Annotated in this window: 15 protein-coding genes; 11 read left to right on the top strand and 4 right to left on the bottom strand. The window is 57.8% G+C overall.

Features of this window, described 5'->3' with window-relative positions; translation table 11 throughout:
- Positions 1 to 27 precede the first annotated feature (27 nt).
- The 4 genes from ETAA8_RS11820 (at position 28) to ETAA8_RS11805 (ending at position 6,785) form a co-directional block, all read left to right on the top strand.
- Positions 28 to 660, top strand: coding sequence for a QcrA and Rieske domain-containing protein (locus ETAA8_RS11820; RefSeq protein WP_202921779.1), 633 nt, complete (start codon positions 28 to 30; stop codon positions 658 to 660).
- Positions 657 to 3,536 carry a cytochrome b N-terminal domain-containing protein gene (locus tag ETAA8_RS11815; protein WP_145088216.1) on the top strand — a complete coding sequence of 960 codons (2,880 nt, stop codon included), beginning with the start codon at positions 657 to 659 and terminating at the stop codon, positions 3,534 to 3,536. Before ETAA8_RS11820 ends, ETAA8_RS11815 begins: the two co-directional genes overlap by 4 nt.
- Positions 3,537 to 4,184: 648 nt before the next feature.
- On the top strand, positions 4,185 to 5,015 hold the full coding sequence (locus tag ETAA8_RS11810) for a hypothetical protein (protein WP_145088215.1): 831 nt from the start codon (positions 4,185 to 4,187) through the stop codon (positions 5,013 to 5,015).
- Between the two features lie 90 nt (positions 5,016 to 5,105).
- Positions 5,106 to 6,785 carry an RICIN domain-containing protein gene (locus ETAA8_RS11805; protein WP_145088214.1) on the top strand — a complete coding sequence of 560 codons (1,680 nt, stop codon included), beginning with the start codon at positions 5,106 to 5,108 and terminating at the stop codon, positions 6,783 to 6,785.
- Between the two features lie 24 nt (positions 6,786 to 6,809).
- Here ETAA8_RS11805 and ETAA8_RS11800 read toward each other — a convergent pair whose 3' ends face one another.
- Positions 6,810 to 7,196, bottom strand: coding sequence for a hypothetical protein (locus tag ETAA8_RS11800; RefSeq protein ID WP_145088213.1), 387 nt, complete (start codon positions 7,194 to 7,196; stop codon positions 6,810 to 6,812).
- Positions 7,197 to 7,220: 24 nt separating this feature from the next.
- Positions 7,221 to 7,550 (bottom strand): hypothetical protein, encoded by a 330-nt coding sequence (locus ETAA8_RS11795; protein WP_145088212.1) that lies wholly within the window; start codon positions 7,548 to 7,550, stop codon positions 7,221 to 7,223.
- Positions 7,551 to 8,049: 499 nt separating this feature from the next.
- Here ETAA8_RS11795 and ETAA8_RS11790 point away from each other — a divergent pair, with 499 nt between their 5' ends.
- The gene (locus tag ETAA8_RS11790) at positions 8,050 to 11,136 is read left to right on the top strand and encodes a fused MFS/spermidine synthase (protein ID WP_202921778.1); all 3,087 of its coding nucleotides are present in this window, start codon (positions 8,050 to 8,052) and stop codon (positions 11,134 to 11,136) included.
- Positions 11,137 to 11,162: 26 nt separating this feature from the next.
- Here ETAA8_RS11790 and ETAA8_RS11785 read toward each other — a convergent pair whose 3' ends face one another.
- Positions 11,163 to 12,377, bottom strand: coding sequence for an argininosuccinate synthase (locus ETAA8_RS11785; protein ID WP_145088210.1), 1,215 nt, complete (start codon positions 12,375 to 12,377; stop codon positions 11,163 to 11,165).
- Between the two features lie 374 nt (positions 12,378 to 12,751).
- Here ETAA8_RS11785 and larB point away from each other — a divergent pair, with 374 nt between their 5' ends.
- From larB to ETAA8_RS11760, 6 genes are all read left to right on the top strand, one after another.
- The gene (larB, locus tag ETAA8_RS11780) at positions 12,752 to 13,582 is read left to right on the top strand and encodes a nickel pincer cofactor biosynthesis protein LarB (RefSeq protein WP_238397740.1); all 831 of its coding nucleotides are present in this window, start codon (positions 12,752 to 12,754) and stop codon (positions 13,580 to 13,582) included.
- A 302-nt stretch (positions 13,583 to 13,884) separates the two neighbouring features.
- Positions 13,885 to 14,394, top strand: coding sequence for a hypothetical protein (locus ETAA8_RS11775; protein WP_145088209.1), 510 nt, complete (start codon positions 13,885 to 13,887; stop codon positions 14,392 to 14,394).
- A 128-nt stretch (positions 14,395 to 14,522) separates the two neighbouring features.
- A complete protein-coding gene (locus ETAA8_RS11770) occupies positions 14,523 to 14,837 on the top strand; it encodes a hypothetical protein (protein WP_145088208.1) in 315 nt (104 codons plus the stop codon).
- Between the two features lie 174 nt (positions 14,838 to 15,011).
- The gene (locus ETAA8_RS11765; RefSeq protein WP_145088207.1) at positions 15,012 to 15,362 is read left to right on the top strand and encodes a hypothetical protein; all 351 of its coding nucleotides are present in this window, start codon (positions 15,012 to 15,014) and stop codon (positions 15,360 to 15,362) included.
- Between the two features lie 107 nt (positions 15,363 to 15,469).
- Positions 15,470 to 15,616, top strand: a complete 147-nt coding sequence (locus ETAA8_RS34580; protein WP_202921777.1) for a hypothetical protein — start codon at positions 15,470 to 15,472, stop codon at positions 15,614 to 15,616.
- A gap of 189 nt (positions 15,617 to 15,805) precedes the next feature.
- The gene (locus tag ETAA8_RS11760) at positions 15,806 to 17,170 is read left to right on the top strand and encodes a hypothetical protein (protein WP_145088206.1); all 1,365 of its coding nucleotides are present in this window, start codon (positions 15,806 to 15,808) and stop codon (positions 17,168 to 17,170) included.
- Here ETAA8_RS11760 and mutS read toward each other — a convergent pair.
- Positions 17,167 to 19,815: a DNA mismatch repair protein MutS gene (gene mutS, locus ETAA8_RS11755; protein WP_238397739.1), complete on the bottom strand. Its 2,649-nt coding sequence runs from the start codon at positions 19,813 to 19,815 to the stop codon at positions 17,167 to 17,169. The genes ETAA8_RS11760 and mutS overlap by 4 nt on opposite strands.
- Positions 19,816 to 19,866: the final 51 nt, after the last annotated feature.

Raw genomic sequence — 19,866 nt, 5'->3', positions numbered from 1 at the left:
CGGCATTGGATGTTGGAGACTGCTGCCATGAAACCATCCGACCCTGCAGCGCCCGATCCGGTGGGCAATCCTGCTCACGTCACGGTCGTGCTCGATGAACCGACCAAGCGGCGAAATGTGGTCTACGCGATCATTGCCACCGTCGTCGGCGGACTCGTCGGCGTCTTTCCATTTCTCACCGGCCTCGCCTTCTTTCTCGATCCGGCGATCAAGAAGCGGAAGACCTCGCCCGCTGATCATTTTGGTGACGAGCCAGTCCCGCCGTTCCGTCGTGTGGCCACGTTGGCTGCTATTCCCAATGACGGCACCCCAATCCAAGTTCCCGTCATCGCCGACTTGAAAGACATTTGGACTGTCGAGCCGAACCAGCCCATCGGTGCCGTCTATCTGCGTAAGGTCGATGGCGGCAAAACGGTCGAGTGCTTTAACGCCATCTGCCCTCATGCGGGTTGCTTCGTCGCTTATTCGGCCGAACGCAAGCTCTACCAATGCCCTTGCCATACGAGTTCGTTTGAAACCGATGGCACCCGCATTCTCCCCTCACCCAGTCCGCGCAACATGGACCCGCTCAAGGTCGAAGTGAAGCCCGACGGTGAAGTCCTCGTCGCGTTCAGCAACTTCTATCCAGGCAAAGAGCACCGGGAGGCGAAACCAGCATGATCCGTGCCTTAAGCCAATGGCTAGACCGTCGCATCGGCTACAACAAGTTGCTCGCCGATGCCTTATATGAACCTATCCCCGGCGGTGCCCGCTGGCGATACATCACTGGCAGCATGCTCGTGTTCGCCTTCACCGTGCAGGCCATCACCGGCATCTTCCTTTGGATGGCTTACAGCCCCAGCAGTCAAACCGCTTACGAAAGCGTTTACTACATTCAGCATGAAATGACCGGCGGCTGGTTGCTGCGCGGCGTGCATCACTTCATGGCTCAGGCAATGGTCGTGGTCATGGGCATTCACCTGTTGCAGGTGATTGTCGATGGTGCCTACCGCGCCCCGCGCGAAGTGAACTACTGGCTCGGCCTCGTGCTCATGCAAATCGTCATGGGTCTCGGTCTCACCGGCTATTTACTCCCCTGGGATCAAAAAGGTTATTGGGCCACCAACGTTGCCACCAACCTCGCCACGCTGGTACCCGTCGTCGGCAAAGACCTGCAACTGCTCGCCGTCGGTGGCAGTGAGTACGGCCATCACACACTGACTCGCTTCTTCGCCATGCACACCGGCGTATTGCCTTCTTTGCTGGTGATCTTTCTCGCCGCGCACATTGCCGTGTTCCGTAAGCATGGCATCACGACCCATCCGCGGCCGAACGCTAAAAACGAATACTTCTGGCCGAAGCAAGTTCTGTTCGATGCCGTGGGCTGTCTAGTGCTCCTGGCCATCGTCCTCCTGTGCGTGATTCACTGGGATGTTCCGAATGCTGTTGCCGGCAGGTTGCCCATCGCTCATCAAGGTGCCGAACTCGGTGCCCCCGCAGATCCTTCGGAACCATACGACGCAGCTCGTCCTGAGTGGTACTACCTCTTCCTGTTTCAGCTCCTCAAGTACTTCCACGGCAATACGGAAATCATCGGCGCGCTGGTGATTCCCGGCGTTGTGATGACCATCCTCGCGCTCGCGCCGTTCATTGGCATGAGTAAAGCAGGGCATTATTTCAACGTTGGCTTCATCTTGTTCTTGCTCGTTGGTGCCATGGCACTGACGGGCATTGCGTTGCAGGAAGACGCCAATAACCCGGACTTTCAAAAGGCGAAAATCCTCGCGCATCAAAATGCCGAGCGAACGTACGATCTGATCAACCGACAAGAGTGGGTCATCCCGGATGAACAAAAACCAGACGAAGGGGAGCTCTCCGACAAGCGATTTATTCAACGTCAGGGTGCCGTCTATCTGCTGCGGAACGACCCTCTGACTCAAGGTCCACGCCTGTTTGCTCAGCACTGCGCCAGCTGTCACGACTATCGAGCGCCCACTGCTGATAAGCCGCCAGAGAAGGCCGCCGACCATGAGCACGCTGCAGCCGTTCGCTTTGCCAACCAAATGCTGCCGCCCAAAACCACCGGCAGTGGCAAGGAAATCAAAGTCGTTCGTGATTCCGCCGGCAAAGTCGTGTATGACGAAACACTCCCTTACAGTGGCGCTCCCAACTTGTATGGCTTTGCTTCGCGCGAGTGGATCAAGGGCTTTCTCAATCCCGAGCAACTCACCGCCGTCAGCGTGGGGGATGCGATTCCCTCGCCTAATCCAGCAGTCGCCAAGCAGAACGATCATCCCGATAATCACCTGAAGCCAATCACCGCCGATTACTTCGGCCACACCAATCAGCGCGAAGGTCGCATGGTCGAATGGCTCAAGACTCATCAAGCTGACTTGGAAGGGACGACCGACGATGGTGTAAACAAGCTTGACGCGATCGCTGCTGCTCTCTCTGCCCAAGCGAAGCTTCCTAGCCAGAAGGAAATCGACTCGCAAGACCAGAGCAAACTGATTCGCGCGGGCATCGGCCTGATTCAGCAGAACTGCACGAACGAATGCCATCGTTTCGGCGATCACGGACAACTCGGGCTTGCTCCCGATCTAACCGGCTATGGCTCTTACGAATGGATGCTGGGCCTCGTTAGCAATCCGGAACACGAACGGTTCTATGGCAGCGGCAACGATCGCATGCCCAAGTTTGCCGAAGACCTAGACCGCCCCGCTAAGCACTCGGTCAGCGTGCGCGAGTTGTCGCTGATCATTGCCTGGCTCCGCGGCGAATATTACGACCCGCATTCCAAACAGCCTCAACTGCCACCGACCGAGGAATTCGCTCGCCAGACTGTCCGCAAATCGCGCGAACTCGAAAACCAGCCGCTGGCAATCGTGGGCGGGGAAAAGCCTTCCAAGGCAGACAAGGTCGAGCAACTGTTTGTTAGCAACTGCTCGCAGTGCCACAGCCATAGCGACTCGAGCGGCAATGGCGTCGTTTCCCGGCAAGCGACCGCGCCGAATCTGTTCGGCTTCGGTTCGCGCGCCTGGCTCGCTGGTTTGCTCGATCCTAAGCAGATCGCTGGACCGAATTACTTCGGCCGGACCAAAAAGCACTTCGAAGGAGACATGGTCGACTTTGTCAAAGACAACATGACGACGCTGGACGATGACGGCAAAAAGCAAGTTGCCGACTTGATTGCCGCCCTCTCAGCCGAAGCGAAACTTCCCGCCCAAGCGGAACTCGATAAGCAAGCCGCCGATGATGGCACGCTCATGCGGGGCCGCACGGCGTTCGAAACCAGCTTTGCAACCTCGTCTTGCGTCGATTGCCATAAGATCGGCGATCTGGGCGATCTTGGTTCCGCTCCCGACCTCACGGGCTGGGGATCGCAAGAATGGCTCGAGCGGTTCATTGCCGACCCGGCCCATGCGTCGTTCTATGGCGAGAACAACGACCGCATGCCCCTCTTCGGCAAAGCAGGGCCCGGCGCGAAGGGCTCGCTTCTGACCAAGCAGCAAATCTCCGATCTTGCTCGCTGGCTCCGGGGCGAAAAGCTGGAATAAAGCTGGCGATTAGTGAACCGGGGTTAATTGCCAGTATCGTGCTGCTCATTCCGCATGTCGCGGAATGAGCGGTCAGCGGAAGCTTCCCTACCCTTACCAAATCTGGGCCTGCTCAGACCTATTTGCTTCGCAGGCGAGGCAATCATCTGGAAAAATTTCCGGAATTCGTAGCGTGCGCGAATTTCGGAAAGTCTCTCCGGCAACTACCAAAGCATTTACAGAAAATCACTTGCGGCAATCGATCAAGTCGTAAGTCCTGATCGCGTTGTGGAAACCTCCAAATTCAGTTTCCGAAATGTCGTGAAGTAAATCTCGCCTCATCTCCCAGTAGCAGGCTCATTCCAAAACCGGCAATCGCGAAGGTTAAGGACACTCGCCGGCCCTTGCTAGCCAACGTTGGCGACCTCACTTGGCGCGCAGCAAGGCTATCCGCATATCACGCGCGCAGGAACTACCAAATTGAAAGAGAGCGATCGCCAAGCCATTAGAGCGTCAGCTGGTGACACGTCTGGTCAAACGAAGGTCGGAGTTCTTAAAGGTTTTGCCGCGGCCAAGTCACCCCGCAGAATCGGCAAAATCGCTACAGATTAACAACCAGCCTGCCGATGGATTAGGACAGACGCCGGTGGCATTTGTGCCGTCGGCAGAATGCCTTTTCCCTCTCGGCAAGTGGCTGCTATGTGGTGTCCGAAGTGCCAGCAGGATGTTCCCGCCGTAGTTCCGGGCGACCGGACCAGCGGCCAGCGGTGCATTCGTTGCCAGACACCATTCGCACCGGGTAGCGTTGCCAGCTACGACATGCCGCCGCTGCCAGCCGGGCTCGAACCGCTCACCACGTTGCCCGAACAGGCCAGCATCGAGAATTTGCTCCTCCCTCCCCTGCCCCAAGAAGACTGGCAGCTGGAGGCGGAACTTCGCTACGTCGAACGCCTGGCCATGGCCTGGAAAGATGCTCCGCCAGTTGCCGAGTCCCTAGCGCGGGCTGGCGAACTGTCCGGTGGAGTGGCGGGCACCTATGAGACGAACTCAACGGGTGATAGCAGGCCACCCCATCACTCGGACTCAGTCGCAAGTAAACCGCGGTTCGCTGCGCTGGCCTGGGCAACCCTGTCTGTCGGCGTGATGTGTTTCGTCTGCGGCGGCGTCCTGCTGGGTTGGTCGGCCATCACCGGCCGTCAAAGCCTCTGGTCGATTGGCCTGCCCCTCACCCTGTTCGGTCAAGCAGGACTCATTCTCGGCCTCGTCCTGCAACTCGAAACACTTTGGCAAACCAACCGCGCCACGTCGCACACGCTGGACCAACTCGATGGCGAACTCCACGAGCTCCGTCACTCGACCACCCTTCTCACTCAGTCGCACAGCAACCCTTCGCAGTCCTTCTATCTGCACCTGTCCGAAGGGGCCAGCCCGCACCTCCTGCTTGCCGATCTCAAAGGTCAACTCGACCTGCTCAGCCAGCAAATGAGCAAGCGACGCTAGGTCGAACGTTGACCAAGATTGCATTTACCGCTGCACGACCCTAGGTTGAGGCATGGGTAAAACGCTCGCCTCGCGCCGCAGAACCATCGCATGAAGTCCTTTGATCCGTATCACGCTTGGCTGGGCATCCCGCCCAAGGATCAGCCACCGAATCATTACCGCTTGCTCGGCCTGGAACTGTTCGAGGCCGATGGCAAGGTAATCGAAAATGCAGCCGATCGTCAGCGAACGTTCGTCAAGCAATATCAGTCCGGGCCCCAGGGCCCCATCTCGCAAAAGCTGATGAACGAACTGTCGCAAGCGATGATCTGCTTGCTCAATCCGGCGTCGAAGGCCAAGTACGACGATGCACTCAAAGCCACGCTCCAACCAGCAACACCGACTGTAGCGACCACAGCTTTACCACTGCCAACGGTGCCAATCACGCCTGTCGGTGCCGCGGTTGCGCCTCGGCCCGTCAGCCTGCCGTTGCCACCTCCCCCACCGCTGCTGCCGCAACCATCTCTCGCGCCGCAGCCCATCCGGCCGGTGCTCGCTTCCGTGAAGCCGGTCGTGGCACCAACTGCTCCGATACGCGAGCCGCAACCTTCGTTCAGCAAGAGCAAGTTCTCGAAGCCCGCGAAGCGCGAAAATGCTTCACCGGCCGTCATGACGTTGATCGCATTCGGCGCCGTTGCCGTTTGCGCCGGCGTGATCGTCCTGATTAATTCGGGCGGCCCCGCGGTCCCCAAGCAAACGGCCAAGGTTCAACCGACTAAAACCAAGCCCGACAAAATCGCAGTCACGCGTCCAGTCCCCAAATTCGTCCCACCGATTGCCAAGAAAATCACCGAACCACCACCGGCCAAGCCAGCGGAAGTGGCCAAGGTTCCCGATCCCGATGTGAAACAACTCGAACCCGTCGCGCTCGTGCCTCCAGCGACCGTCGATCCACCCGCTCCACTCACGCCACCGGTTGTCGAAAGTGTGAGTCTCGAGCAGGCGCATGCAAATTACGCTCGTGAGCGAGACGAGTTTTCCAAAGCCATCCTGAGTTTTTTCGCCAAGCAGGAAGAGGCTGCGTCGGGGGTCGAGAAACTCACCAATGAAGTCATCGCCGCGCGCGAAGCTTACCTGACACGAAGCATCGTTCCGGAATATGTTCCAGCGCAAGACCTGGCAGAGATCATCGCCGCACGGGCCTCGGTGGAGCAGACTTTCGTGTCGCTCCTCAAAGAAGCGAAGGCCGCTGGCGACCAGGCTCGGCTTGACAAACTTCACGCCGAACTCACCGAATTCATGGCGACGGAAAGTGCGGTGATTGGCGACGTCATCCAGCGATTTCCCGATTGCTGGTTCCGCCTGATCAACGAGAACAGCGGGCTTGTCCTTGGTGTGAAAAACGAGGGACGCCATCGCGGCAGTGAACTTGGGCAATTGAAGGACGATCCCACCAACCACTTGCTGCACTGGCGTTCCGCTCAGTGGAATGGTTCCAAGCCACGACTGAAAAATCGCCAGACCGACATGGTGGTCAACGTTCCCGCCAGCGACCGTGCCCAGGGAAGAACGCTCCTGCAATGGACGGTTACGAACGGCGACAACGAAATGGTGCGGATGGAGTACAAGGGCTCGTTCTACGCAATTCGTCTGACGTTTTCCGGTCACTACGTCTCGGTGGCCGCAGCACGCGTCGACGATAGCGCTCGCATAATCCAGTGGAAATGGCACGACGGAAAAGAACAGCACTGGAAACTCGTCCGCGTGCTGCCGGAGCTTGATTCGCTGTAGCAATCGACCTGGAACTGACGTTCGCTACGGTACGACCGCGGCGCGATCGGGAGACATCGACCGCGTTGCTGCCAACTGATCGCGCTGCGAAAAATACTCAAAGCGTTTCGCTTCGAGCAGGCTGCCCAGCTGGCTACGGTCGTCAGCGCGGAGTGTTTTATACTCCGGCGCTGTGTCCATCTGTCTTTCGATCTGATTCAAAAAGATCAGCCCGCAGCGGGGCGGGTAGTTGCGCGTGTTGGCGATGGACTGCTCAATCTTGGCGATAAACGCTTCGCGTTTCAGTCGCAACTGCTCCTCATGCCGCGCGTGCATTACGGTGCGCGTTGCTTGCCCCATCACAATTGCCACGAAGATGCTCAGCAGCAGTGTGCGCAGCGAAAATTGCAGGTAGTGTCGATTCAATCCCATAGCTGGCATCTTATGGCCCAGCGACTACCAGGGGCAAAGTTGCCCGCCCGTTCCAGCCCACTGGTCGAGTTGGTTGGGAACGAAGGCAACCCGTTCTTGTTGCTGACGCACCCGTTCAGTACTCACCAATTGCAATAGGTCGCGCTGCTGCCGCGGGGATAGCCACCCCTCCTGCTGCGATTGCTTGATGCGCCGCTCGGTGAAATCGAGCATCCTTGGCCCAAAGCAAGGCGCTAGCCGCTGGCTCGTAACGATCGACGCCCGCAAATCGGCGATCAACACTTCCTGCCGCTGCTGTCGATAATGCTCGCGCGCCCGCAGACCCGTCTGCAACGAGACTGCCGCCACGAACATGCACGCCAACAGCGTGCGTAAAGAAAATCGGGGAACGAACCTGCAAAGCCGCATCGCAACCTCCGAACCAGAGGAGGGAAAGACTCGACGTTGCCTGGGTACTCTGTTCCGGCAGAGTTGGAGCTAAAGATACCCCACCACAGAGCGACGGGGCAAGTTAAATAAACAGTGCCAATGACCGATTTCCTGTTCCCTACCCCCCGTCGATCGTAGTGCCGCGGCCGGTCTGTTTCTGTTAAGTCGCCAACTGCCCACCGCGATACTTACGCAGCCCGCTGTCGATCAAGCAATGATTTTGCCGAAGTCGCCAAAGTTGGCGAATTCTTCGTCAAAACTTCATCGAAGCGGGCGATCAGCCTGAGAAAATCGTTGAGAACCGACTCTTTCTGTTCTGTGTGCCTTCAACAAGTTTGAGCTTTCTGTGCGCGACGACCGACCCGAACAACCAGCCTCAGCCTGGCTCCTGGCGTGCCTGTTAATGATTTCAGGCAGCTGCGCGTTGATCTTTCAAGTCGTCTGGATTCGCGAGTTGCGATTGGTATTTGGCGCCACGACTTCGGCTTCGGCTGCAGTGCTGGCAATCTTCATGGCTGGTCTGGGACTGGGTAACGCACTGCTGGGAAAGCGGATGGATGAGTCGCAGCGGCCGTTGCGCTGGTACGCCCGGTTTGAACTTGGCATCGCCATATTTACTGCGAGCACGCCATTTTTGATTGACCTGGCACGGTGGTTCTATGTGAGCATCGGCGGCCAAGTCGCGCTGGGGCCAACCCTGGCAACATTCGTACGATTGTTGATCGCCGCTGCGGTTCTGGCCGTCCCCACCGTCCTCATGGGCGGCACACTTCCGGCGGCCGCCCGCGCGGTGGTTAGCAATTCGGACCCCACGCGCCGGGGTATCGCCGCTCTCTATGGTCTGAACACACTGGGAGCAGTGCTTGGTGCTTTTCTCGCCAACTTCTGGCTCATCGAACAACTGGGTAACCGCGGCGTTCTTTGGCTCGCCTGTGGCGTCAATGCATTCATCGCATTGGCGGCGTTTTCCTATTCCCGGCAGTTATGTGCCCAGAGTCCCGTCAAAACTAAGAAACACTTGCAAGTCCAACCTGCGCCAAGTGAAGTGGGCAACGCATCGTCACTAGTCTTTGTTTGTGCCACTTCGGCCGTCGTCGGGTGCGCCTTCTTTTTGATGGAACTTGTCTGGTATCGCATGCTCGGACCTCTGTTGGGAGGGACGACTTACACGTTCGGGCTGATCCTCTGCGTCGCGCTGTTAGGCATTGGTGCAGGAGGCGCGACTTACAATCTGGTGGGGCGATGGCTCAAACCGTCTCTCCAACTGGTGTCGCTCACATGCGCTCTCGAGGCATTGCTGATCGCAATTCCTTTCTGGTATGGCGATCAAATTGCTTTGTGGATGCAGCATGCCCAGAGTGTGGAGAGCGCCAATTTCGCCGCCGTCGTGTGGAACTGGTTTCAAGTGGGGGCGTTTGTCATTCTGCCCGCGGCAGCCGTCTCGGGCTTTCAGTTTCCTTTACTGATTGCTGTCGCCGGCAGCGGTCGCGAGAACGTCGGCAAGCACGTGGGGTGGACTTTCGCCTCCAATACAGCCGGAGCGATCTGCGGTTCGTTAGCAGGTGGTTTCTTGCTTTTGCCTGCCCTCACCGCGCCCGGGTTATGGATGGCGGCGATCCTCGGCCTCGCCGCGTGGGGCATTGTCCTCGCCGTCGTGAGCCTGCGCGGAACAAAGCATCTACGCGACAGCCGCACGTTGGGCCTGGCGGCCTGCTGTGCTGGATTGGCGATTCTCGCCACTTATGCGGACGGTCCCACCCCTGCGTGGCGCCATTCGGGCATCGGCGCGGGGCGCGGAAAAATCGTCGGCACCAGCAGAAATTCCGATCAGGAGTTCCTGCACGCCCAACGCAGAAAGTGCGTGTGGGAAACAGACGGACTGGAGTCCAGTGTCGGAATCATTGCCACCGATAGCTTGTCGTTCAATGTAAATGGCAAGAGCGATGGAAACGCCTATGCCGATGCCGGCACGCAGATTGGCCTGGGATTGCTAGGGCCAATCCTTCATCCCAAACCCCAGACCGGCCTCGTCATTGGCCTGGGAACGGCTGAAACGGCAGGCTGGCTGGCGGACGCTGGCGGGATGCAGCAGGTCGATGTGATTGAACTAGAACCGGCGGTGCAGTACATGGCCGAACTCTGTGCGCCCCTCAATCGCAACGCCCTCCAAAACCCCAAGATTCAACTGCACTACAACGACGCTCGCGAGTTTTTGCTGACCAGCAGCCAGGCTTACGACATTATCATTTCGGAACCTTCGAATCCGTATCGCGCCGGCATCGCGAACCTGTACACACAGGAATTCTATCGCTCGGCCCACGAGCGACTCTCGGAAGATGGTCTGTTTCTGCAATGGCTGCAGGGGTATGAAGTCGATGACCGGACCGTGCAGATCGTGCTCAGGACACTACGAACCGTTTTTCCCGAAGTACAAGTGTGGCGAACGATCGCGCTTGACATGGTGTTGGTCTGCGGGAAGTCGCCACAGTCGCTGCAACACACCCAGGCTTCGCTGACTCGCTGGCAGGCCGATCCTGTGATTCGCGAAGGCTTGCAACTTGCCTGGCGCATCGACGATCTGGAAGGGTTGCTCGCGCATTATGTCTGCGGTTCGAAAGCGATCGAACAATTCTGTAGTCGTGAGGAAGCTGTCCTGAATCGCGACGATCGCAACTTGCTGGAGTATGCGTTCGCGAAAACCATGGGCCAGCTGACGCGATTTTCGGTGGTCGATCTGCAGGCGCAGGCGATTCAACTGCGGGATGACAGCCCGCTGCCACCGGGCGAATGGAACGAGCAACGACTCGCCCAGCGGCGGTTGGCACTCCATGCCTATCTAGGGGGCACAGTTCCCAGTAAACCGTGGCTGCTCACGGGACAGACGGACCGCGCCGATGCTTTCACTTTTTACACGCAGTTCAACTACTCCGCCGCAGCGCAAGCGTTTCAGAAATTCCCGCTCGACGATTCCTGTGCAATCGAACGAGTGTTGTACGCGCACTCGTTGGCTGAAGCGGGGCAGCCAATTCCCGAAAAAGTGCTGGCAGCCATTCAAGCGGATAACAAAACCGAAGCATCCGCCATCGCAGCGATCGGCTTCCTGAAAAAAGGGGACCGTCGACGTGGGCTCGAAGAGTCACTGGCGATGCTGCGGCAATTGCACCAAAACCCTTGGGGAAGTCCGCAACTGCTCACTGCCGCACTTCGCCACACCATTCCCTTAACCGAAGTCGATGCTGCCGCGGCAACTCAAGTCTTGGCGCAACTAGACACGCCATTCTCGATGCATCGATTGGAAGAGGATCGTTTGCTCGGTCGTTGCCTGGTCGCCATGTGCATCTCGCCAGATCAGTCCCTCACCGCATTGGCCGCGATCGAGCCAAACGTTTTCTGGAAAGCCGGTTTCCTGACAAATCGGGCACAGCTATACACTGCCACGGGACATTGGCGGGCCGGCCGCGCTCGTGCGGACGCATCGCAGTTCGACGCTTGGGCGCGACAGCCCCGCTAGTTGCCTTGCAAGCCCTGGCATAACCATTAGTACTTCCGCGGTGTCGTCCGGCCTTGCACGCGACCAGGCAGCCCTTGAATGCGCAGGAAGCCTTCGGCATCGGTCTGGTTGTACGAACCGCCACCTTCCATCGTGGCGATCCCTTCGTCGTACAGGTTGTTCGGGCTGTTGCGGCCGTCGACCTGGATGTTCCCTTTGTAAAGGTTGAGGGTCACTTCGCCGGTGACGTGCTTTTGGGCATCCTTGATGAAAGCGAGGAGGGCGTCCATCTTGGCGTGATACCAAAAACCGTAGTACACCATTTCTGCGACGACGGGCGAGAGCGAATCGCGGAGGTGCATCAGGTCGCGGTCCATCGTCAATTGTTCGATGACGCGATGACCGGCGTAAAGAATGGTCATGCCCGGGGCTTCGTACACGCCGCGGCTCTTCATGCCAACAAAGCGATTCTCGACCATGTCGATCTGGCCGACGCCGTTGCGGCCGCCGATTTCGTTCAGCGTTTTCACAATCTGCAGCGGGCTCAGCGCCTTGCCATTCACGCTGACGGGTACGCCCTTCTCGAAGGCAATTTTCACTTGCTCGACTTTGTCGGGTGCCTTTTGTGGGGTTACCGTCATGCCGAACTCGACGGTCTCGACGCCGTTCACGTTCAGGTCTTCCAACTTGCCCGCTTCGTAGCTGATGTGCAGGCAGTTTTCGTCGCTGCTATAAGGCTTGCTCACGCTGGCCTTGACCGGAATGTTGTGCTTGTCGCAGTAGGCGATCATTTCCGTCCGGCCGGGGAACAGCTTGCGGAACTTTTCGATCCGCCAAGGGGCGATGATCTTCACCGCAGGATTCAGCGCCTCAGCGGCCAACTGAAAACGGCATTGATCGTTCCCCTTGCCGGTCGCTCCGTGGGCATAAGCATCGGCCCCAACTTCGCGAGCCACTTCCAAGCAGACCTTGCTGATCAGCGGGCGGGCGATCGAAGTCCCCAGCAAGTACCAGCCTTCGTATTTGGCCTGCCATTGCAGCACAGGAAAGGCAAAGTCGCGGCACAGTTCTTCTTGCACATCCACAATCCGACTGCTCTTCGCGCCGCAATCGAGGGCCTTCTTCTTGGTTGCCGCGCGGTCTTCGCAAGGCTGCCCCAGGTCCACATACACCGCGTGGACGTCGTACCCTTCTTCCATCAGCCAGCCGAGAATGACCGAAGTATCGAGACCGCCAGAATAAGCCAACACGCAGCTAGGCATGGAAAGAGACTCTGTTGTGAATTGTGGTTGAAGGTCGACTAGTAGGTCACTTCGGCCCGAAGTGACCTCTGCTGCTCGCGACGATCGAGCGTCCGCGAGCAAGGTTGCCCGTTCGCATCCGCATAGGTCACATTCAGCGAATGTGACCTACCGGCAAGCCTCGTATTTTCACCACCCATCGTTCTGCTGACAAGGCCGCGATAATATGAGCAGGGTCGGGAGGTTTTTCGGACAGCATGATCTTGCCGTGGCCGAACAAACTCGTCCCGAAAAAGGGTCAGGTTGATGTTTCGGGCCAACGCGAATTGGCAAAGCCGAGTCCTGTTGCCCGAAAAACAACCCGACCCTGTGTCCGCTGACGGGATTTACGTTTGATGCCTCCTCCCCTCCCCTCCCCTATGCCGCCGGACGAACTGGCTCAACTCACCGCTGACCTGCTCGCCGGAAAACTTCCCCGCGAAGACTTCCTCTCGGCCATTTCGGCCGCGATGTCGGCCAACACCACAGCCGTTACGCCCGACGTCACGCTCGATCTCGACCGTGCCCGCCGCTGCGGCTTTCCCGAAGTAATTTTTGGCGAAGGGAAACCCGCCGCAACCATCGCCACCATCTTCGACCGTCTATTGGCCGCGCAGGTTCGCTGTCTGGCCACCAGAATCTCGGAGGAGAAAGCCGATTTGCTCCGCGCCCACTTCGCCTCGAGGAAGAATCCCACCGCGCGCTACAACTCACTCGCCAGCACGTTTCGCGTCGATCCGCACGATGCTCCGCCGCTGGAGCGCAAGGGAAGGGTCACGGTGATCACCGCCGGCACCAGCGACCTGGCCGTCGCCGACGAAGCCCGCGAAACGCTCGACTGGATGGGGATCAACGTCCACACCATCAACGACGTCGGGGTCGCCGGCCCCCATCGCCTCCCCGCGCGGCTGCCGGAGTTCGTCGGCAGCGATGCCATTGTCTGCGTCGCCGGCATGGAAGCAGCCCTCCCCAGCATCGTCGGCGGCTATGTCGACTGCCCAGTGATTGGTGTGCCGACCAGCGTGGGTTACGGAGCCAACTTCGGCGGCATTGCAGCCCTACTGTCGATGCTCAACAGTTGTGCCGCCAATGTCACCGTGGTCAACATCAACGCCGGCTTCAAGGGTGGCTATCTCGCTGGCATGATCGCCAGCAAACTGCACGACGCGCGACAACGGCCGCAGTAGCCTGGCCAAGCGCCGTTCCGATTCGCGCCTAAACGTTCAACTTGCCTCGCCTAATTGGACACCAACACCCGCTAAAACCCGAGAGATACAACCACTGCTGTTCAACTAAGGCACCCTTAATTGAACACCCCCCCATTTACGATTTCACATCGTGCGATCCTGCGCCGGAAGCGTGATCGCCCGGAGAGTGTTCCTGACCCCGACCCCAACTAGGCAAAAGTTCTTTTCGGCCCCTACTGCTATCTGGTAAAACCTTCCTCACAACAACCGCTCCCGCGCAATTGCCATTTGTTGAGGAAGCAATGTCATTCGATCCGAACGACCCGAACTGGCAACGATTGAATGCCCAGCAACCCCCTCCCGGGCATTATCAAAACTATCCGCCACAACCTTATCGTCGCCCGCAACGCAACAATACCATTTGGTATGTCCTCGGTGGCTTTGCCCTGCTCGGCCTGCTCACCTGCGGGCTCTGCTGCGGTGCAGTGGCCTTGGCACCGCCCCCCAGCAAACAGGCGAGCGGCCCCTTGGGCTTCCTGGCCAGCCAGGCGCAACTCAATCAGTTGAAGAGCCATCCCGACATCCGGCAGCACATCGGCGACATCACCAAGCTAAGCATTAACTTGACGGAGTCGGCCGGAGCCAACCAAGGCCGCATCGGCAAGAAGGCCGCCGTCTACGACATTACGGGAACCAAAGGGAAAGGCTACATCATCGGTCCCGTCGACGAAGGCTGGGGCAAAGAACGACGCTTCATCTCCGCCATTCTCGTCATGCCCGACGAAACGTCCTACGTCATTGTGCGACCTTAGCCAGTAATTGTAGAGGTAGCTAGATCAGTAGTGTCAGATCTCGATAGAAAGCCAGAGCGGATTCCGAAGAAGTCATATTAGCATCGCCGGCAATTTCGTTCCGTACCGAGAATATGAGATCGCATGCGATGGGCAAATTAGAAACTGAACGATGGAAGCCGCGATTCTCGCTCGCATTTCTGATTGTCGCCGTGTTGGGTGCAGCGGCCTACTTTGGTCTATTGCAGGCTACAAAAGACTGGGGAACTCAAGATGTGAAAGACTTCTTGGCGCGGCAAGATAGACTCGTAGAGATTGAAGACGTAACTGCGAAGGCTCCGCTAGTAATTGAGGCAGGCGAGCTATTGCATGAAGGGGGGATAAGCACACCACTTAGCAGCTTGACATGGAAACCGAAGTATTATTTATGGATTTTTGGCTATGTAATTGAATTAGATTTGTGACCAAAGGCGTCCGGTGCAAATAATAGTCAGACAAACCAGCGTCAAGCCGCAGGGCCCGCGTGTGTACTCGATTGCAGCGATGCCTTATCATTACCTTGGCAGCCTCAGCCTCCACCGTCAGGCACGAGTACCTGCCTGATAAACTTGCTCTTCGAAAGTCTCTATGACATGCCGATGCCAGATTCCCGCCATGCTAAAAAGTCACTGATGTGCGGCAACTACGGGACTGCTCTACTGTTTGAGTCCTACGACCCTACACTCTGCATGCTGGACGACCCATACGTGTTTGTTCTTGAGGATCTGCAAGATGGCGGCCTACATCGCAATGTTTTTTTGATTTCAGCCGATGGCACTGAAAAGTGGAGAGTTGCAGACGACCCACAGCATGATTCCGACTCCTTCACAGACATCGTCATATCCGACGAAAATCCCGATGAGCTTATCGGCTATCGATGGTCGGGTCGGATCGTGGCAGTGAAACTTTCCGACGGAAGCATGCGCGATATCGGCTTTACCAAGGGCTGATGGCATCGGCTACCAATATACTTCCCACTGACATTCACTCAACAACTGCAATACAAGTCAGTCAGTAGGTCAGGCAGGTACTCCTACCTCACGGGTGGTTACCTACCATGTCCGACTATCGACGACATTTCATCCCTGGTGGAACGTACTTCTTCACGGTTGTTGCCGAACGTCGCGCGGCACTATTCGCCACGGAACTCGCGCGCGACCTGCTCGGTCAGGTGATGCGCGAGTGCCGCGAGCGTTTTCCCTAAGAAGTCCTGACCTACCACGAAACGCGGGCGAGCATATGTGGTGCCGGCCTTAAACAAAAACGAACGCGGGTTCTGTCAGGCAAGAGTACTTGCCTGAACTACTTGTTTGGTTTCGGGTCATTATCGTTATCTGGTAGAGTGTCCTTCACGACAAATGCCACACCAACGTAGCGAACATCAAAGTGCCCTATGTCTTTAGAAATACTTTTGCAAGCCCCAATCGCTCCTGTCTATACTCAGAATTTCGCAAATGAACCGATCTCGTTTGGCAATCATTCGATTGACTTCGAAGTCGATGGCGTGACCCTAAATTATGAAGCTGACTTTAGATTGCGTTTTGCACCAAGGGACAGGCTTGAGATTGTGTGTCCAATGAATGGTGATGAAGGCCCGGCAATCCATACTCTTTTTGATCGGGGTGACTTGCAGCTCCGATTCACGAAGCGGAATGTTTCCTTCGATGCATTATTCAGTTCCGCACATGGATCGAAAGGAACTTTAGAGTTTGTACCGGCTAGGTCGGCTATTTGTGCGACGGCTCCCTCCAATTGTATTAGTCGCGCGGTCGTTCACCTATTCAATTTGCCCAAGTTTCTGTCTGCGCAGGACTACATTTTTAGAACACACGAGCCGCCACTTTTTGGCGGTTGCAGATGTGGGCGTGTCGTGTTGCGTTTTGATGGCTGGACCATCACGATTGCGGCAAACTTACAAACAGGCAAGATGCTCGAAGAACTTAAGGAGAAGGGTGGCTATGCGATTACACACATTTGTGAAATCGTTAGGGAGGACAGTTCACAGTTTTCGACCAAATCGGTAACAGAGATTATCACTTGCCTACAGTATTTTCTGTCTTTCGCCTTTGGACGTTGGTCAGCCGTCGCGCTGCCGGTCGGATTTGATGAAAACGGCAGAGTTGTGCATGAAGAATGGGGCTTGCCAATGGTGTCCGATGGAGCGTGGAATTCTTCGCAATCATGGTTTTGCGAGCAGGAAGGGGAAATTCTGTCCCAGGTGTTCCCAGGATTTGCTAACCTGTTTTTCCAGAAGACGTGGAGGAAAGCTCTGACAAACGCGTTGTACTGGTACCTCGGTGCGAGCGACCGAGGCGTTGGTATTGGTGTCGATACGGGATTGATACTTGCACAGACGGCTCTCGAAGGGTTGGCCTGGACCTATTGTGTCGAAGATAAAAAGCTTGTTACGAAGGATGCCTTTGCTCCGCGAGGACTAAGCGCGGCGAATCGGTTACGGCTACTTACGACGTCGTTGGGCATTCCCTCGGAAATACCCAAAGAACTACGGACATTACACGCCCAACCAGGTAAGCAGTGGGAAGATGGGTTAGAGGCAGTTACTAAGATTCGAAACGGGCTTGTCCATTCTGGTGAGATCAAAGGTCTTCCGGAAGGCGCGTTTTATGATGCTTGGCGTCTATCCATGTGGTATCTGGACCTCGTGTTACTTCGACTCTGCGGTCATGAAGGCAATTATGCGAATCGAATTACGCGAAGAGCCGTCTGGGAGAGTTCACGAGTGCCTTGGAAGGTTTAGGAGTTCAGGGGAGTCAAGCTGAGATTCGTCCTACTTGCCTCTGCCTTCACTTCCCGCTGCCATTCACTCAACAGTTGCAACGCAGCCATCGGGGTGAGGCTGTTGGGGTCGAGTTGGCGGAGCTTATCCATGACGGGGTGCTCTTCGGGGGCGAAGAGCGTGAGCTGGAGGTCGCCGCGGCGCTTGGTCTTGGGTTTGACGGCGAGCTTCGATTTGCCGTCGGAGTCGAGGTGTTCCTGTTCGAGTTGCGCGAGAATTTGTTTGGCCCGTTCATTCACGCTGCGGGGCACGCCGGCGAGGCGAGCGACGTGAATGCCGTAGCTCTTGTCGGCCGCGCCGGGAATGATTTTATGGAGGAAGATGACCTGCTCTTCCCACTCTTTGACGGCGACATTGAGATTGCGGACGCCGGCCATGGTTCCCGCAAGGTCGGTCAGTTCGTGGTAGTGCGTGGCGAAGAAGGTCCGGCAGCCGATGGTGTCGTGCAGGTGTTCGACGATGGCCCAGGCCAGCGAGATGCCGTCGTAGGTGCTAGTGCCGCGGCCGATCTCGTCTAGCACCACCAGGCTGCGAGCCGTGGCCGTGTTCAGAATGCGGGCCGTTTCCGTCATCTCGACCATGAACGTGCTTTGCCCGCGCGACAGTTCGTCGCTGGCTCCGACGCGGGCAAACACGCGATCGGCGATGCCGATAGTCGCCGAGTTGGCTGGTACAAAACTGCCAATCTGGGCCATAACGGTGAGCAGTGCGACCTGGCGAATGTACGTGCTCTTACCGGCCATGTTGGGGCCGGTGATCAGCAGCACGAAGCCGTCGTCGCCGCCACAGCGGGCATCGTTGGGAACGAACGAACCCTGCGTCTCAATGACGTCGAGCACCGGATGACGGCCGTCGACGATCTGCAGCACCGGTTCTTCGGTCATCACCGGCCGGCAGTAATTCCGTTGGCAAGCAAGCTGGGCCAGCGAAGCGAGGACGTCGATCTGCGCGAGGGCTGCGGCGGTTCCTTGCAGGCGGCGAGTCGCAGCCTGCACGATGTCGCGCAGTTTAAGGAACAGGTCGTACTCAAGTTCTTTGGCACGCTCGTCGGCGGTGAGGACTTGCTCTTCGTACTCTTTGAGTTCCGGCGTGACGTACCGCTCGGCGTTGGTGGTGGTCTGCTTGCGATGATAGTTGGGGGGCGTTTTGTCTTTGTGACTGTTGGTGATTTCGATGTAGTAGCCAAAGACCTTATTGAACGCGACCTTCAAATTCGGAATGCCGGTCCGCGCGGCTTCTTCCGCCTGGTACTTGGCGATCCACTGTTTGCCGCCGGCAGCAAGGTCTCGCAGCTTATCGAGATCGGCGTGAAAGCCGCCGCGGATCATGCCGCCATCCCGGGCCAGCAGCGGGCAGTCGTCGAGCAGGGCCGATTCAAGCTGAGCGCGAATCTCTGGGCAGAGATCGATCTGACCTTCCAATTCACCTAGCAGCGTACTCTTCCGCGCGGTGAGTTTCGCCTTGAGCTTGGGGAGCGAGGCGAGCGTGCGGCCGACAAAGCACAAATCGCGGGGCGTGCAGCGGCCGGTGGCGACGCGAGCGAGCAGCCGCTGCAAATCGTAGACGCCGCGAAGCTGCTCGCGCAGGTCGTCGCGCAGTGAAGATTCGTGCGCCAGTTCGGCGACGGCGTTCAGTCGGCCTTCGATCTGCGTCTTATCGGTGAGCGGACTGGCCAGCCAATCGGCGAGCAAGCGGCCACCCATGGGGGTTGCCGTGCGATCGATCGCGGCCAGGAGCGAACCCTCGCGCGAGCCGCTGCGGAGCGTGCGGGTCAGTTCCAAGCTGCGGCGGGTCGCTTCGTCGATTTCGAGCGATTGCCCGGAACGATACGGCAGCAGTCGGTCGATGTGTTCGAGATTCGTCTTCTGCGTCTCTTGCAGGTAATCGAGCACCGCGCCGGCCGCGCGAATGGCGGGCACATCGTCTTCAGTGAAGCCGAAGCCGTCGAGACTCTTGGTTTGAAAATGCCGCGCGAGCGCGGAGGCACCCGTATCGTGCGCGAATGCCCAAGCTGGGCGTTTGGTGAGAACAGCCTTGCTGGGAAGGTGTAACTTGAACTCGGCTTCGTCGCCCAATAAGCATTCGACCGGGCCGATGCGCGCGATCTCGTCATTCACGCGCGCGAGCGGCACGACCGCGGCGAAAAACCGACCGGTCGATAATTCCGCCCAGGCAATTCCCGCCAGCGCACCGGCTGCTTGCAGATCGACAGGAAGCGCAACCGCCGCCAGATAATTATTTTGCAGCGGATCGAGCAGTGCGTCGTCGGTGAGTGTGCCGGGACTGACGACGCGGGTGACCTCGCGCTTGACGAGTCCCTTGGCCTGCTTGGGGTCTTCGACCTGTTCGCACACCGCAGCCCGCAGGCCGGTGGCAATCAGCTTGGCGAGATAGCCCTCAAGCTGATGGTAGGGAAAACCGGCCATGGGAATCGGGTTTTCGCCCTTGTCCCGGCTGGTGAGGGTGAGCCCGAGAATGCGCGAAGCGGTCTTCGCATCTTCGAAAAAGAGCTCGTAAAAATCACCCATGCGAAACAGCAGCAGCGCGTCGCCGCACGCCTGTTTGGCATCGTGATATTGTTGCATCATGGGGGTCGCGGCAGCCATCGGGCGATTTTACGCGACGGACCTGAAAGTGCGGAGTGGGGATTGCGAAAT

Origin of the sequence: Anatilimnocola aggregata, assembly GCF_007747655.1 — a bacterium.
In the GTDB taxonomy this organism is placed as follows: domain Bacteria; phylum Planctomycetota; class Planctomycetia; order Pirellulales; family Pirellulaceae; genus Anatilimnocola; species Anatilimnocola aggregata.
The sequence above is the reverse complement of the archived record's forward strand: the minus strand, read 5'-3'. Positions and strand labels throughout refer to the sequence as shown.

What these genes read in the sequence shown, in the direction of transcription:
- ETAA8_RS11820 (WP_202921779.1), top strand. Translation starts at nt 28, where the DNA reads ATGAAACCATCCGACCCTGCAGCGCCCGATCCGGTGGGCAATCCTGCT.
- ETAA8_RS11815 (WP_145088216.1), top strand. Translation starts at nt 657, where the DNA reads ATGATCCGTGCCTTAAGCCAATGGCTAGACCGTCGCATCGGCTACAAC.
- ETAA8_RS11810 (WP_145088215.1), top strand. Translation starts at nt 4,185, where the DNA reads ATGCCTTTTCCCTCTCGGCAAGTGGCTGCTATGTGGTGTCCGAAGTGC.
- ETAA8_RS11805 (WP_145088214.1), top strand. Translation starts at nt 5,106, where the DNA reads ATGAAGTCCTTTGATCCGTATCACGCTTGGCTGGGCATCCCGCCCAAG.
- ETAA8_RS11800 (WP_145088213.1), bottom strand. Translation starts at nt 7,196, where the DNA reads ATGGGATTGAATCGACACTACCTGCAATTTTCGCTGCGCACACTGCTG.
- ETAA8_RS11795 (WP_145088212.1), bottom strand. Translation starts at nt 7,550, where the DNA reads ATGTTCGTGGCGGCAGTCTCGTTGCAGACGGGTCTGCGGGCGCGCGAG.
- ETAA8_RS11785 (WP_145088210.1), bottom strand. Translation starts at nt 12,377, where the DNA reads ATGCCTAGCTGCGTGTTGGCTTATTCTGGCGGTCTCGATACTTCGGTC.
- larB (WP_238397740.1), top strand. Translation starts at nt 12,752, where the DNA reads ATGCCTCCTCCCCTCCCCTCCCCTATGCCGCCGGACGAACTGGCTCAA.
- ETAA8_RS11775 (WP_145088209.1), top strand. Translation starts at nt 13,885, where the DNA reads ATGTCATTCGATCCGAACGACCCGAACTGGCAACGATTGAATGCCCAG.
- ETAA8_RS11770 (WP_145088208.1), top strand. Translation starts at nt 14,523, where the DNA reads ATGGGCAAATTAGAAACTGAACGATGGAAGCCGCGATTCTCGCTCGCA.
- ETAA8_RS11765 (WP_145088207.1), top strand. Translation starts at nt 15,012, where the DNA reads ATGCCAGATTCCCGCCATGCTAAAAAGTCACTGATGTGCGGCAACTAC.
- ETAA8_RS34580 (WP_202921777.1), top strand. Translation starts at nt 15,470, where the DNA reads ATGTCCGACTATCGACGACATTTCATCCCTGGTGGAACGTACTTCTTC.
- ETAA8_RS11760 (WP_145088206.1), top strand. Translation starts at nt 15,806, where the DNA reads ATGTCTTTAGAAATACTTTTGCAAGCCCCAATCGCTCCTGTCTATACT.
- mutS (WP_238397739.1), bottom strand. Translation starts at nt 19,815, where the DNA reads ATGGCTGCCGCGACCCCCATGATGCAACAATATCACGATGCCAAACAG.